Genomic DNA, 14,654 nt, shown 5'->3' on the forward strand with positions numbered 1-14,654 from the left:
GACGACCGAGCGGTTGCCAGGGAGTTACTTTATTACTGATGAGGAATAGCCCAGAAAGGATAATGGTCCAGCGAGACTGTTAAGTCAACAAAGCGATTCCCCATTTCTTCACCATCATATTGACCAAATTCAAGTGAAGTGGTGGAATAGTGCAAGCGTTGGCCACGGTAAACGTGGGCAAAGCGCGACTGAGATAACTTGCCGCGGGCCAGTTGCAGACATTCCCAGAAGGTTAACAGCCAGTTGCGCCGTTCGGCAACTACTAGCTCTAAATTATCGTCAAAGACGGACACTTCTGGAGCAATCCTGTATCCGCCACCAATGTAAGGGTGGTTGCTACTGATAACGATCATTGCTTGTGAGTAGTGATCGTGAAAGCGTCCAGTGTCTACCGATAGTGGAAAAGAACTGATGTTGTAAAGCACTGCCAAAGCGTTAGCTAGGTAAGAAAAGGATCCCAGCTTAATCCGGTTGAGTTTTTTCTTGCTGTTTGAAGCATTTGTGCGACTAACGATCGCGGCATCAAACCCGATACCAATGTTATTCAAAAAGTAGCGGTGTTCATGCTTGATGGCCTCGTTATATTCACCAATTGTGATACGAACAGCTTTCTTTGCACTGAGGACTTGTTCCAGTGCTTCCAGCGGATTCTGGCTTAGCCCAAAACCACGGGCAAAATCGTTACCGGTGCCTGCTGGTAAGTAGGCAAGTGGTACCCGTTCATTTTTCGGAATACCGTTTTCCATTAGTCCGTTAAGCACCTGGTTCAGGGTGCCATCTCCGCCAATCGCCAGGACGACCTGTTGCTTTTGCCCCCGTAGGCGCCGCGCGAGCTGACCGGCCAGGTAGGTAGCATGTCCGGGACGTTTGGTAAACATGACCGTAAAGTCATCCCCGTGGCTGGTAATTAAAGGAGCTGCTTGTTTCCACACCTGACGGGTCTTACCATCCCCAGCAACAGGGTTAACAATTACTGAGTAGTGCACAACGCTCCTCCTTTCTGACTAGTTAAAAAAAACGGGTGATCGCACTCACCCGGAAAATAGAAATGACTACTTAATTAAAACGTAGTGAGCTTGAAGTTCGGGCCTTTTTTTTCGAATTCCAATGCTTTTTCGTCCAGTAGTTCGACAAATTCAATATTGTAGTTAGTGTTTTCCTCTACCAGTGACAATGCTTCTGGTTCGGAAGCTGCTTCAATGTAGAGCGCGTGAGTATTTTCCCGTCGCGGCGTTGCAGTCTTTGTTGGTTGGTAGTATACCTTAAAAGTCATTTTACTATTCCTCACAATCTATTTGTCACATAATCATCTAAGTATTTTAACACATCTTGTTGTGATTGTCGTCAAAATTGGCGTGTGGTATGCTTGTAGCGTGAAGAAACGGGGGAGCAAGATATGACAATGCTGATTTTTTTCATCACGGCACTGGCTATTGTGGCAATCATTTACCTGGCAATCCACCGGATGTTGATTAACCGGGCAACTTTAATTGTGCGTAATCGAGCGGCTGAGATCACGGATGCGGCTGTGAATACGGTTCTTAGCGAGGTATTGAACCGTCAACTTAATCTTCGTTCGGAGACGGTTGCTGACGTGTGGGGTCGCGGGGTAATGGCTTTTGAATACGTTTTAGAGGGACAGGTACTAAGCGATGCCCTGACTAATAATCTTTCTAGTTCAGCCTTAAATGGAAAGTTAGCTGAATATGCCAAACGTCAACAAACTCCCCACATCGAGGGTGCTGCTGAAACATTTCGGGTTACTGACTGGTGGGAGTATGAACACCGCTTGCATATTGATGTAGCTTATTTGATGAACGAAGCAACACGCGAATACGTTGATGATTTGAAAAAGGTAGCTAAGTCACAAGGAGAAAAACTGTAAAAAAAGACATTCAACACGTCCAGCCGTTAGTTGTTATCAACAGATGGCTCGTGAGGAATGTCGTTTTTATTATTAGCGTGCTCCTAGTCAATCATGATGGTGTCATGTGGTGCTTCAAAAGGATGTTCCTTATTGATATGGTCGTAGAAGAGAACGCCATGAAGGTGGTCAATTTCGTGCTGGCACACGATCGCCGGATAGCCTTTTAAACGGACCTTAATGGTTTGGCCGTCAGTATTTTGGTAGCGTAGGGTAATCCGGTCATGACGGGGAACATAACCGGGAACATCCTTGTCCACAGACAAGCACCCTTCACCTTCAGTGAGTGCACCATATTGGACCGACTCGCTAACGATGACCGGGTTGATAATGACGTCCTTAAACATTGGCTTGTCAGTTTCAGCATCAGGGTCAATTTGTGGAACCAGCACTGCCGCCATTTGCTTGGAAACGTCAACTTGTGGGGCTGCTAGGCCGACACCGGCGCGGAGTCCATATTTCTTACAGAGTTTTTCATCTTGACTCACGATTAAGTACTCCATCATATCATGAGCCAGCTGCTGGTCCGCGGCCGACAGCGGAAATTCAACTTTTGCGGCTCGTTTGCGGAGAACGGGATTGCCGTCACGGGTAATATCTTTCATTAAATACACGGTTACTTCCTCCAATTAGTTCATTAATGCTCTTTTAGTTTAACACATTCGATTGCTACGGTTGGAAGAGCTGACCGGGCGAACAAAGAAATGTTAGAATAGGTCAAAGACAAAAGCGGGGGGATTGCACGATGGAGCGTAATTATTCATATCCGTTAGATCCTTCATGGTCAACGGCAGAAATTGTGACGGTCATGAAAATGCTAAGAACGGTTGAGGATGCCTATGAGGTTGGTGTCAGTGCTGATCAGGTGCTGACTGATTATCGTCAATTTAAGCAGGTTGTCCCGACCAAAGCGGGAGAAAAGCAGCTTGGTCGTCAGTTTGCCAAACTTTCTGGTTATCAACTCTATGACGTTATTCAAGCAGCCAAGAAGTCAAGTAGTAAAAAGGTAAAACTGGAAGTGAACAAAAAATGATTGATCAAATTGATCAGCAGGTCATCCACCTCCTTTTTGAGGTTCGTAAAAAAACCGTCAGTGACGTAGGAGCAGCCTTCCAAGTGGCTGAAAAGACGAGTTATAAGGACCTGGTGACGACGGTTGATAAACGAAATGAGCAATGGCTTGATCGCCGCTTAAAGGAAATTGACCCTGGTTGCAGAATCATCAGTGAAGAGGGTTTTGGCGACCAGGTAGCTGACCTGAGCGGGCACGTGTGGATCGTTGACCCGCTAGATGGTACGATGAATTTTGTGATGCAACAGCATCGTTATGCAATCATGTTGGGACTATTTATTGATGGTCAGCCGACAGCTGGTTATATCATGGACGTTGACACCGCCACCCTTTATCATGGTGGGCCGCAGAGTGGAGTTTTTCTGCAAACACCGACAGCCATCACTCGTTTACAGCCACCAGCGAATAAGGGCTTACATGATTCACTAGTTTCTGTCAACAGCATGATGATCCTCAAGGGACAACATAACCTGCGGCAAGTTGCTTTGACAGCTCGCGGACTCCGGATGTATGGCAGCGCAGGGTTAGAAATTACTGACGTGTTGACAGGCCGGCTGGGAGCGTATATTTCCTGGTTGAAGCCCTGGGACGCGGCTGCTGGCCGGATTATGGCAGCAGCTCTGAATTTAACCTTTGTTAAGATTGACGGCACGCCAGCTGATGTGCTATCATCTAACAGCGTATTAATAGCGACGAACAATGCTGCCAGGGAAATCTTGCAGCTCGTTAAATGAACGGATCGACTGTGACCGCGGTCACAGTTTTTTTATGAAAATAACGAGCTGATTTCGCCTGTCACAGTGGTCGGCTGCTAACAATGGAAATAAATGGAGAAAGGGAGCATCATTTTGAAATCACGCGACGATATTAGAAACATTGCCATCATCGCCCACGTCGACCACGGTAAGACGACGCTGGTTAACGAAATGCTGAAGCAATCAGACACCCTGCCCGAACACTTCTCAATCGAGGACCGGGCAATGGACACTAACGCAATTGAACGTGAACGGGGGATTACCATTCTCTCGAAGAACACGGCGGTCAAGTACGGTAAATACCAGATCAATATCCTCGACACCCCAGGCCACGCTGACTTTGGTGGGGAAGTTGAACGGGTTATGAAGATGGTTGATGGCTGTCTGCTGGTTGTTGATGCCTTTGAAGGGACGATGCCACAGACTCGTTTCGTTTTGCAAAAGGCGCTGGAACAGCACCTGGTACCGATTGTTGTTATCAACAAGGTTGACCGGAAGGGTGCCCGTCCAGAAGAAGTTGTTGATGAGGTTCTGGACCTCTTTATCGAATTAGGGGCCGACGAAGATCAGCTTGACTTCCCAGTTATCTACACGTCAGCAATGAATGGGACTTCCAGTTACGATTCTGACATCTCAACTCAGGAACATACGATGAAGCCACTCTTTGACACGATTGTAAAGACTATTCCGGCACCGATTGACAACTCTGACGAACCACTGCAGTTCCAAGTTGCCATGCTGGATTACAACGACTACGTTGGTCGGATCGGGATTGGCCGTGTTTTCCGCGGTAAGATCAAGGTTGGTGACAACGTTACTGTTATGAAGCTCGATGGTTCCAAAGAAAACTTCCGGGTTACGAAGTTATTTGGGTTCTTCGGTTTGAAGCGGCTGGAAATTAAGGAAGCCGAAGCGGGTGACTTGATTGCCGTTTCCGGGATGAACGACATTAACGTCGGTGAAACCGTTTGTGACTCGCAACACCCAGAAGCGCTGCCACTGTTGCGGATTGACCCGCCTACCTTGCAAATGACTTTCCGGACAAATGATTCGCCATTTGCCGGGCGGGAAGGTAAGTTTGTGACGGCCCGTCAGCTGTCAACGCGGCTCAAGCGTGAATTGCAAACTGATGTTTCTCTCCGGGTAGAAGACACTGAGGAAGCGGGTGCTTGGACCGTTTCTGGCCGTGGTGAACTGCACCTGTCAATTCTGATTGAAACGATGCGTCGTGAAGGTTATGAACTGGCTGTTTCTCGTCCAGAAGTTATTTACCGTGAAATCGATGGCAAGCAGTGTGAACCGTTTGAAGAAGTTCAGATCGATACGCCAGATGAATACACTGGTGGCATTATCGACAGTATGGCTAAGCGGAAGGGCCAGATGAAGAACATGGAACCTTCCCGCAACGGTCAGACACGGTTAATCTTTGAAGTGCCATCACGGGGACTGATCGGTTACTCCACTGAATTTATGACCCAAACTCGTGGTTACGGGATTATGAACCACACCTTCAAAGAATACGCACCAGTCATTAAGAACTGGAATCCAGGTCGTCAGAAGGGTGCATTGGTTTCGATGAACTCTGGCAAGGCCACGACGTACGCTATGATGGGTATCGAAAGCCGGGGGACACTCTTAATCGACCCGGGTACAGAAGTGTACGAAGGGATGATTATTGGTGAGAATTCACGGACAAACGACATCACCGTTAACATTACTAAGGGTAAGAACCTTACTAACGTCCGTGCCGCTGGTTCTGATGAAAAGGCCTGGATCAACACGCCAACGCACTTCTCACTGGAACAGTCGCTGGAATTCCTGAACGAAGATGAACTTTGTGAAGTTACTCCAGAGAATATTCGTCTGCGGAAGAAGATTCTCAACACTAATGCTCGTGAAAAGGCTGCTAAGCGTCGCCGTGCACAGTCCAAGAAGTAATTACTAGTTCATTGGTTAAGACTTCGGCAATTATTACGCTGAAGTCTTTTTGTTTTACCCTGACTGAGGCGGTCGATGGTATAATGAAAAAGATTTTGCTCGGAGGGAAGACAAGTGTTTAAAAAGATTTCAAAAAAACTTGGTTTGCTGGATTGGGTAATTGCCGGTCCTTATTTAATTCTGGCTTTCTTTGGCACGGTCATGGTGTATTCTGCGAGTGCGGGGATGAAAATGCAAAACGGTGTGAACCCGCGAGCTTATTTTATTAAACAGCTCTTTTATGTGCTAGCCGGTTTGATCTGCTTTATTATCTTTAGCTCTTTTTCTAGGCAGTTCTTGCGAAGTCCGCGTTTTCTGGGTATCTTCTTTCTGATTTTGTTTGTCATGCTGGTTTACGTCCGTCTTCGCGGTCAGGAAATCAACGGGGCGCGTGGCTGGCTGCACATCGGACCGATTAATATCCAGCCTGCGGAAATGTGCAAACTGTTTCTGATTTTATACTTGAGCAACCGCTTTGCCCATTTGGCTGAACGCGGAATGGATCTCCATTTTAAAGAACAATGGGGTGCCATTTTGATTGTGGCAGTATTGTTGGTGTTGATCATAATTCAGCCTGATATTGGGGGCTTTGCAATCAATTCCGCCATTGTGATTGTTATCATTGTGGCTTCGGGGATGCCTGTCTACGTCATTGTTGCTTTTTTGGGAATTTCGGTGTTCCTGATCGGTTTTGGGATTCCGCTGCTATCACATCTGGCGGTCAACATGATTCACGGATATCAGGCCGCCCGTTTCTTAGCCTACCTTGACCCGTTCCAAAATTCCCGTGGTATCGGAAGCCAGTTAGTTAACTCATATTACGCAATTAGCAACGGTGGACTACACGGGGTGGGATTAGGCAACTCTATCCAGAAGATGGGCTTTCTTCCCGAGCCGAATACTGACTTTATTATGTCTATCTTAGCAGAGGAGTTTGGTTTTCTTGGCGTCTTGGCAGTCCTCGCCTTGCTGGCAATGATTATTTTGCGGACCGTTCGATTGGGAGTCCAATCGCAATCAATGTACGAAACACTTACTTGTTATGGGACAGCAACTTTTATCACGGTAGAAACATTGTTCAATGTTGGTGGGGTAACAGGCATTTTGCCAATCACCGGGGTGACCTTCCCATTTATTAGTTATGGTGGTTCGAGTATGATCATTCTCTGTGCTAGCTTAGGTCTGGTTGAAAACATTGCGATTCGCCGGCATCAGCAACGACAACACTCAGGACAGGAGGAATGGTAGTCATGGAAATTAACCATCGCCGGGCATTGGCGGTCTACTTTCGTTCTCGGCGGGCAATTCGCGCGATCCGTCATTATGGAAGGTTAATTTATGTGTCAAAGCATATGCATTATGCGGTGTTATACGTTGACGATGCCAAAGCAGCTGACCAAACTGAAAAATTGTTAGCATTACGGCAGGTAACAGCGGTCAAGCCCTCTCCACGACCGGAAATTGATCCGGAGCTGACCGACTTAAAGTCGATGATGGATTTTCACAAAGATGAAGAGGATGAGTTTTCATGAGAGTGGTGGCAGGAGAATATGGTGGGCGGCGCCTCAATGCCGTTCCCGGGCGGAAAACCCGTCCGACAACTGATAAGGTCAAAGAAGCACTTTTTAGCAGTATTGGCCCCTATTTTGCTGGTGGCAGCAGTCTTGATCTTTTTGCCGGAAGTGGTGGGCTTAGTATCGAAGCGGTCAGCCGAGGAATTGACCATGCGGTGATGGTTGACCGCCAGTACGCCGCAGTTCAGGTAATTAAGAAAAATGTCGCGGTGACGAAGCATCCGGAGAAGTTTACCGTTATCAAAAATAATGCTAACCGGGCCATCAAAGCATTAGCAAAACAAAAGGCCGGCTTTGACTTGGTGTTTCTGGACCCACCCTATGCAAAGCAGCAGATTGTTAAGAATATGACAACGCTTGCGACAGCACAGCTGTTAAATCCTAATGCTTTGGTTGTGGCGGAAACTAACCAGGAGGCAGACTTGCCCGCCAACATTAGTGGTTTTGACTTTCTCCGTCAGCACCACTATGGAATTACCGTCGTAACCATTTACCGTTTTCACGGAAAGGAGCAGCACAAATGAAGATCGCTATTTTCCCGGGTACCTTTGACCCGTTGACTCTCGGACATATTGACTTAATTAAACGTGGGCGGGCCCTCTTTGACCAGCTTGCAGTAGCCGTAATGACAAATACGAGCAAGACGCCATTGTTTACTATTCAAGAACGGGTCGAGCAGATCCGCGAAGCTACGGCAGGGATGGATAATGTCTCAGTGATCACTACCTCTGGTCTCACCGTTAAGCTGATGAATAAAATCGGGGCAGACTATTTAATGCGAGGACTCCGGAATACTACGGATTTCCAGTACGAACGAGACATTGCCACAATGAACAAGTTTCTTGATCACGACGTTGAAACGGTCTTTTTCCTGGCGGATCCACAGTACCAGCACTTATCGAGTAGTCTTTTAAAAGAAGTTGCCATAAGCGGTGGGGATATTTCGGCCTATTTGCCTGGAAAAATTAATGAAGCCCTGGAACAACGACTGAAGGAACGCCAACTTAAGCGGGCAACGGACGATTAAGATGGGTAAATTAGACAACCATTATCAACAGAGTAGTCAGCAAGACCGGCGGATTCTCAAGCGAATTGTTTGGGGACTGTGCGTTGTTCTTTTTGTTGGGTGGGCATTATTTTGGCCGCTAAACAAGTATATCGAAACGCCAGGCACCGCTGATAGCTTAAAGAGTTACGTAACGGTAAAAGGACACCCTGATAAGCGTTCTGGAAGCTTTATGATTACCTCCGTGTATCTTCAACAGGCGCGGCCAGTTACCTGGGTGTGGGCCCATTTTGACCCCCACGCGACGATTGAAAACGCAAATGACGTTACTGGCGGTCAAAACGGCAAAACTTACGATAAAGTCCAGAACTTCTATATGCAAAGTGCTATTAATGAGGCAATCGCCACCGCTTACCAGGCCGCAGGTCAGCAGTTTGCCAAACAGTATCTGGGGATTTACGTTTTGTCGGTCCAACGAAATTCAAAGTTTCGGGGGAAAATTCAGGTCGGTGATACGATCACCAGAGTCAACGGTCGACATTTTAATACTGCCCAGGGCTACCAAAAGTTTATTGGCAAGCGTCCAGTTGGCAGTAAACTGACGGTTTCCTACCTCCATGACAAGAAGCAGCACCAGGTGACCAGAAAACTGGTTAAGTTGCCGGGAGTAAACCGGTCGGGCATTGGAATCATGCTGACGGATAACGTGAAGGTTCATACTAAGATTCCAGTTAAGGTTAATCCTGGCCAATTAGGGGGACCTTCTGGTGGGTTGATGTTTAGCCTGCAAATTTACGAACAGCTCACAAACAAAAACCTCCGTCATGGTCGCAAAATTGCCGGGACGGGAACAATCAACCCTGATGGATCAGTCGGTGAAATTGGTGGAATTGACAAGAAGGTAGTGGCAGCTCACCGTGCTGGCGCTAAGGTCTTCTTAGCACCTTATGTCAAGCCTAGCAAGTTACTTTTAAGGTACGAGGAACACCATCAAACTAACTACCAGCTTGCCAAAAGCACCGCCAAAAAATATGCGCCAGGAATGAAAGTAGTGCCGGTTAAGAGTTTTAATGAAGCCGTGAAATACTTAGCAAACCATTAGTTTAATGAACACCTCTTTACGTATTTTTACGTTAGGAGGTGTTTTTTTGAAACAGCGGTTGTTGGATTTATACGAAACCTATAAACGAGAAATAATTATCGGTCTGGCTGGTATCCTGGCAGTAATAGTATTGTTGGCATGGACTGGACGACACCAGTCGACAGGGATGCCGGTTGAAAAAACGGCAACGCAGGTTAAACAGCCAACCAAGACGGGCCGCAAAAATGGCAAATTATTTGTTGATGTGAAAGGGGCGGTCAATAAACCGGGTGTCTATGAACTAAGCTATGGTTCGCGGATTACCGAGGCAGTTAACCAGGCGGGCGGCTTTCGGCCGGATGCTGATAGTAACCAGGTTAACCTGGCTAAGCAGGTAAGTGACCAGCAAATGATTTATATTCCCATGAAAGGCGAACAGGTTTCTCAGGAAAACACGCCAGTGGCTGGTTCTCAGCAAGCCGAGAGTAAGGTGATCAACCTTAATACCGCGACCAAGGAACAGTTGACGACGATTACCGGCATTGGTGATAAAAAGGCCGACCTCATCCTCGCTTACCGTCAACAGCATGGCCAGTTTAGGAGGGTAGAAGATCTTAAAAATATTACCGGTTTTGGGGATAAAACGATCGCAAAAATCAAGGACCAGCTGTCAGTTTAATGAATTGAGGGTGTATGATTAAATCACAAAAGGATGGTGATGATTTTGAGAAAACGAATGGACTGGGATCAATATTTTATGTTGCAGGCTGCACTATTGGCCTCCCGAAGCACCTGTGAACGGTTATCCGTGGGCGCGGTTTTGGTACGTGATAAACGCATTATTGCAGGTGGCTATAACGGGTCTGTTTCTGGGGATGTGCATTGTATTGATGCGGGATGCGAGCTTCGTGACGGCCACTGTGTGCGAACTATTCACGCAGAAATGAATGCCATGTTACAGTGCGCGCGGTTTGGCGTCTCAACGGACGGGGCAACTCTCTATGTAACGGATTTTCCGTGCCTGCAGTGTACTAAGAGCCTGTTACAGGCCGGGATTCAGCAGATTAACTACTTGCGAACCTACCACAATGATGAATATGCTATGCGGTTGATTAAGCTCAAGGGCGTTACCCTTCGTCACATTACCCTCAAGGAAAATATTATGGAAGAAGCCCGGTTGGACCAGTATATCCACCCGGCACAACAGCAACATCAAAGATAGCTGGCTATTACCGGCGTTCTCCGTAGCGCTGGTTGTTTCGTTGATCGCTAGTTTTAGCTGGACCTTGTTAGCGGTTGGTATTTATTGGATCATTAGGATGTTGTCAGCAAAAGATAGACGGTTGCTGATTAAAACAGTGTTTGTCGTTTTTGTTGGGATTGTTTGTGCTACTAGTTTTGTTTACGTGCGGAGCAAAGAAACACCTGCTCAGCCACGAAAAGTGGCTCAACAGTATGTATTATGGCCGGACCACATTCGGGTTCAGGGAGACATGGTTTTTGCCGATGGTCGCCAGGTAGGTACTCATCGGTATAGTAATATGCGTTTCCGTGTTAAATCCCTAGCGGAAAAGAATTATTGGCAAAAGATGATGACCCCGGTTGTTGTTTTTGTCCAGGGCAATCAACAGCCGATCTTACCCGCTACTAATGGGCACCAATTTGATGCCCAGCAGTATTATTATGTCCGACGAATATGCAGCGAGGTCCGTGTAGACCAAATCCAGGTTCTAAAAAGACAACCACCAGCTTCGCTAATTGCCTATTGTCATTACTGGCGCGCAGCAGCTCACCAGTACTTTAGCCACTTGCCGTCACCGCTGAGTCAATATGCTGATCAGCTGGTAATTGGCTACCAGGGCGAACAAACGGGCTGGCAGGAAACGGTCAAACGGTTAGGAATAATCCATCTTTTTTGCTTATCAGGGATGCACGTTGTGTTACTAACTGAGCTGTTACGACGCGTGTTGGTTTCTTGCCGTTTAACGCGGGAAACCGTTGATAATTTACTAGCAATGTTTTTGCCCGCGTACTTAATTTTAGGTGGTGGTTCTGCCAGCCTTACCCGATCGATAATAATGGCAGAGTGTCGATTATTTCCTGCCCGTTTAAAATTACCGGCTATTGACGGGTGGGCATGGAGCTTAATAATTGGTTGCTGGATAGATCCGCTGGTGTTAACGCAATTGGGTGGGCAGTTATCATACTTACTGTCTTTATTGCTTCACATGCTGGAACAAGGAGAATTGGTCAAATCGCTGTTGTTGAATCTCACAGCTGTTCCGCTTATTGTCAATAAAGTTTTTGAATTCCACCTACTAAGCTTCATCATGTCGTATTTGGTGTCACCACTGTTTTCTTTATTGCTTTTTCCTGGAACGATTATCACGGTTTTGCTCTGGCCATGGTGGTCACTACCAGCAGAGTCCTTTAATAACCTGCTGAAATTAACCCATGGCTTGCTTTTCTCCTGCTCACGTCTGCCAGGAATGGTGTGCTTTGGTAAACCGCCGGTATGGGCCGTTTGGCTGCTCCTTGGTTTGTCATTACTCTTACTTGACCAACCGGCAAATCGTCGTGGTCAACTCCGGCTAGCAGGAGTTTATTTTATAGTTTTTTGCCAGCTTCACTTTCCGTTACATGGTGAGGTGATCTTTGCTGACGTGGGGCAGGGGGATTCTATTATTATCAAAACCCCGCTGAACCGGCGAGTGATTATGATTGATACTGGCGGTCGGCTCGGCTTTCACCGCCCGCGCTGGGCACAAGGACAACCTGGCCGGATGCAGGCAGAGAAAACGACGATCAATTATCTCAAGAGTGTTGGCGTTAACCGACTTGACGCAGTTTTTTTATCACACAGTGATGCAGATCACATTGGTGACCTGCCTGCGGTGTTGACGAAACTTCGTGTTAAACGGCTTTATGTTCCAGCAGGGATGGAGAAGATGGATAAACTTCGGCGGCGGATCCCCGCTAATTCAACGGTCACGGTTCTTCCGACCAGGAGTGGCGACTATTGCGAGGGGATGTTACAAGTAGTACACCCCGATTATCGTGGCCAGGGGAAGAATGGTGATTCGCTAACGCTTTTTGGTCGTTTTGGTGACCGCAATTTTTTGTTTACCGGGGACTTAGATCTCGATGGCGAACGGGAAGTTATCCGGAAATATCCGCAACTGCGGGTAGATGTTTTAAAGTTAGGCCATCATGGCAGTCGTACGGCAAGCGGTAAAGATTTTCTGTTGTCAGTTCATCCAGTAGTCGGTATTATTTCTGCTGGTCGATTTAATCGTTATGGTCACCCGCATAATGTGACGGTTCGTCGGCTACAAAGGCTTGGAATTCGTACAATGTCGACACAGCAATATGGTATGATTAGGTACCGATATTTTGGTAGGAATGGTCGTTGGTCAACGACCCTTAGAGGAGACGAATTAAAATGGATGTTGCCGCCTTACAGCAACAGTTGACGGGGGGAAAAGTGGCCCCGGTTTACTTGATTTTAGGAACTCAGCAGGCTTTGCAGCGACAAGCGCGGGAAGCCTTTGAACGGTTAGTGCCCGCAGAAGAAAAGGTAATGAATGTGGGTGCTTACGACATGGAAGAAACACCGGTGAGCGTCGCAATCGATGATGCGATGTCAGTACCGTTTTTTGGCGAGCGGCGACTAGTAATTATCAATAAGCCCTTTTTTCTGACAGGTAAACGTGAAAAAGGCAAGGTTGACCATGATACTGAGGGCTTGAGTAAATACTTAACCAACCCGCAACCGACGACTGTGTTGGTTTTTCTGGCACCATATGACAAACTGGATGGACGCAAGGCAGTTGTGAAAAAATTAAAGAAAGTGGCAGTGATTGTTGATGCTTCGCCGCTGGACGAACGGGCTGCCCGCAAAGCCATTCAGGAGCGTTTTGCCAAAGAGAACGTTAAACTTGCGCCGGCAGCGCTAGATGAATTGGTACAGCGAACGAATGCTGACTATGGCTTGATGAGTGCCCGTGTTAAACAGTTGGTATTACTTGCTTACCCTAAAAATGAAGTTACTGCCGGGCAGGTAGCCGGGTTAGTGCCACAGTCATTGGACGATAACGTTTTTCATTTGGTCAATGCTGTATTGAAAAGGGACCAGCGGACAGCGTTAGACTTATACCACCAGTTGATTGAATCGCAAACAGCACCGTTGGTAATCAATGCGACCTTGGTTAACCAGTTTCGACTACTGATTCAATTAAAAGTCTTAGCAGCCCGTGGACTATCACAGGTGGGATTGGCTAATAAGTTAAAAGTTCACCCGTACCGGGTCAAGCTAGGAGTACAGACGGCACGCCAGTTTTCAATGACGACCCTCAGCGCTGCTTTCTTAGGCTTGGTTGATGTTGACTACCAACTTAAAACGACTTCACAGCCACCAGAATTACTCTTTCAATTATTCATGCTGCGTTTGGGTAAATAAAAAACCCGGGAGAAAACTCCCGGGCTTTTTGTTAGTTTGCTGGTTACTTGTTGTAACGGGCAGCCAAACGTGACTTATCACGAGCAGCCTTGTTAGCCTTGATCAGACCCTTAGCTGCGGCGTGGTCGATTGCGGAAATAGCACCGCGGTATAATTCATCAAGGTTATCGGCACCTGCAACTTTGGCGTTATCAAACTTCTTGATGGCAGTCCGCATTGCGCTCATTTGTGCAGCGTTTTTGGCAGCAGCCTTTTCGTTAGTCTTCACACGCTTGATTGCTGACTTGATAATTGGCATCAGATTCACCTCCGTCGCCGTCAATATTCATTGACCTTTTAAATTCAACATTTGATATTATACTAGACCGACAGGCCCTTTGCAATAATAAGTCTGTTCATAATTTGCATTTCAACATAAAATCGTGTATAGTGTTTCAAGGCTAATTAGCCACTGCCTCTTCTCGGTTTAGCGATCCTCACCAACGCTTCACCTAGAACTAGGTTCAATTAATATATGAAAGGTGGGAAATAGCATGGCTATCTCAAAAGAACGCAAAAACGAAATCATTAAGGAATTTGCGACTCACGAAGGAGACACTGGTTCAACCCAGGTTCAAGTTGCTGTCTTAACTGCAGACATCAACGAACTGAACAAGCACCTTCGGACTCACAAGCACGACTACCACTCACAACGTGGTCTGATGAAGAAGATAGGTCACCGTCGTAACCTTCTGGCTTACCTGCGGCGCACTGACCTTCCGGCATACCGTGAACTGATTCAACGGCTGAACCTTCGTCGTTAATTT

General features: G+C 46.9%; 18 protein-coding genes. 14 read left to right on the forward strand and 4 right to left on the reverse strand.

Annotated elements, in window-relative coordinates; genetic code table 11:
• Nucleotides 1–32 precede the first annotated feature (32 nt).
• Entirely contained in the window at nt 33–986 is a 954-nt protein-coding gene (locus tag C1710_RS06710) for a diacylglycerol/lipid kinase family protein (RefSeq protein WP_102281278.1), read from the reverse strand.
• Nucleotides 987–1,060: 74 nt separating this feature from the next.
• Nucleotides 1,061–1,273 carry a DNA-directed RNA polymerase subunit epsilon gene (locus C1710_RS06715; RefSeq protein WP_102281280.1) on the reverse strand — a complete coding sequence of 71 codons (213 nt, stop codon included), beginning with the start codon at nt 1,271–1,273 and terminating at the stop codon, nt 1,061–1,063.
• Between the two features lie 123 nt (nt 1,274–1,396).
• On the opposite strand from C1710_RS06715, the gene C1710_RS06720 reads away from it, so the two are divergent.
• Nucleotides 1,397–1,885, forward strand: coding sequence for a hypothetical protein (locus tag C1710_RS06720; protein ID WP_102281281.1), 489 nt, complete (start codon nt 1,397–1,399; stop codon nt 1,883–1,885).
• 83 nt (nt 1,886–1,968) lie between these two features.
• Here C1710_RS06720 and def read toward each other — a convergent pair whose 3' ends face one another.
• Entirely contained in the window at nt 1,969–2,538 is a 570-nt protein-coding gene (gene def, locus C1710_RS06725; RefSeq protein WP_102281283.1) for a peptide deformylase, read from the reverse strand.
• Nucleotides 2,539–2,669: 131 nt separating this feature from the next.
• Here def and C1710_RS06730 point away from each other — a divergent pair, with 131 nt between their 5' ends.
• The 12 genes from C1710_RS06730 (at nt 2,670) to holA (ending at nt 13,848) form a co-directional block, all read left to right on the forward strand.
• Nucleotides 2,670–2,957, forward strand: coding sequence for a UPF0223 family protein (locus C1710_RS06730; protein ID WP_102281284.1), 288 nt, complete (start codon nt 2,670–2,672; stop codon nt 2,955–2,957).
• A complete protein-coding gene (locus C1710_RS06735; protein WP_102281285.1) occupies nt 2,954–3,730 on the forward strand; it encodes an inositol monophosphatase family protein in 777 nt (258 codons plus the stop codon). The genes C1710_RS06730 and C1710_RS06735 overlap by 4 nt, the downstream gene beginning before the upstream one ends.
• A 114-nt stretch (nt 3,731–3,844) precedes the next feature.
• Nucleotides 3,845–5,689 (forward strand): translational GTPase TypA, encoded by a 1,845-nt coding sequence (gene typA / locus C1710_RS06740; protein WP_102281287.1) that lies wholly within the window; start codon nt 3,845–3,847, stop codon nt 5,687–5,689.
• A 114-nt stretch (nt 5,690–5,803) separates the two neighbouring features.
• Nucleotides 5,804–6,976, forward strand: coding sequence for an FtsW/RodA/SpoVE family cell cycle protein (locus tag C1710_RS06745; protein WP_268874831.1), 1,173 nt, complete (start codon nt 5,804–5,806; stop codon nt 6,974–6,976).
• Between the two features lie 2 nt (nt 6,977–6,978).
• A complete protein-coding gene (locus C1710_RS06750) occupies nt 6,979–7,260 on the forward strand; it encodes a DUF2129 domain-containing protein (protein WP_102281288.1) in 282 nt (93 codons plus the stop codon).
• Nucleotides 7,257–7,826: a 16S rRNA (guanine(966)-N(2))-methyltransferase RsmD gene (gene rsmD / locus C1710_RS06755; RefSeq protein WP_102281290.1), complete on the forward strand. Its 570-nt coding sequence runs from the start codon at nt 7,257–7,259 to the stop codon at nt 7,824–7,826. The genes C1710_RS06750 and rsmD overlap by 4 nt, the downstream gene beginning before the upstream one ends.
• The gene (gene coaD / locus C1710_RS06760; protein WP_102281291.1) at nt 7,823–8,329 is read left to right on the forward strand and encodes a pantetheine-phosphate adenylyltransferase; all 507 of its coding nucleotides are present in this window, start codon (nt 7,823–7,825) and stop codon (nt 8,327–8,329) included. Before rsmD ends, coaD begins: the two co-directional genes overlap by 4 nt.
• A gap of 1 nt (nt 8,330) precedes the next feature.
• The gene (locus C1710_RS06765; RefSeq protein ID WP_102281293.1) at nt 8,331–9,410 is read left to right on the forward strand and encodes a SepM family pheromone-processing serine protease; all 1,080 of its coding nucleotides are present in this window, start codon (nt 8,331–8,333) and stop codon (nt 9,408–9,410) included.
• A gap of 46 nt (nt 9,411–9,456) precedes the next feature.
• Nucleotides 9,457–10,068: a helix-hairpin-helix domain-containing protein gene (locus C1710_RS06770; protein WP_235857987.1), complete on the forward strand. Its 612-nt coding sequence runs from the start codon at nt 9,457–9,459 to the stop codon at nt 10,066–10,068.
• A 45-nt stretch (nt 10,069–10,113) separates the two neighbouring features.
• Entirely contained in the window at nt 10,114–10,611 is a 498-nt protein-coding gene (locus C1710_RS06775; protein ID WP_102281804.1) for a ComE operon protein 2, read from the forward strand.
• Nucleotides 10,612–10,708: 97 nt separating this feature from the next.
• The gene (locus tag C1710_RS06780; RefSeq protein WP_102281298.1) at nt 10,709–12,862 is read left to right on the forward strand and encodes a DNA internalization-related competence protein ComEC/Rec2; all 2,154 of its coding nucleotides are present in this window, start codon (nt 10,709–10,711) and stop codon (nt 12,860–12,862) included.
• The gene (holA, locus tag C1710_RS06785) at nt 12,832–13,848 is read left to right on the forward strand and encodes a DNA polymerase III subunit delta (protein WP_102281301.1); all 1,017 of its coding nucleotides are present in this window, start codon (nt 12,832–12,834) and stop codon (nt 13,846–13,848) included. Before C1710_RS06780 ends, holA begins: the two co-directional genes overlap by 31 nt.
• A gap of 43 nt (nt 13,849–13,891) precedes the next feature.
• Here holA and rpsT read toward each other — a convergent pair whose 3' ends face one another.
• Nucleotides 13,892–14,146 (reverse strand): 30S ribosomal protein S20, encoded by a 255-nt coding sequence (gene rpsT, locus C1710_RS06790; RefSeq protein ID WP_102281303.1) that lies wholly within the window; start codon nt 14,144–14,146, stop codon nt 13,892–13,894.
• A gap of 235 nt (nt 14,147–14,381) precedes the next feature.
• On the opposite strand from rpsT, the gene rpsO reads away from it, so the two are divergent.
• Nucleotides 14,382–14,651, forward strand: a complete 270-nt coding sequence (rpsO, locus tag C1710_RS06795) for a 30S ribosomal protein S15 (protein WP_102281305.1) — start codon at nt 14,382–14,384, stop codon at nt 14,649–14,651.
• Nucleotides 14,652–14,654: the final 3 nt, after the last annotated feature.

This window comes from [Lactobacillus] timonensis (genome assembly GCF_900240275.1).
GTDB classification, from domain to species: Bacteria; Bacillota; Bacilli; order Lactobacillales; family Lactobacillaceae; genus Limosilactobacillus; species Limosilactobacillus timonensis.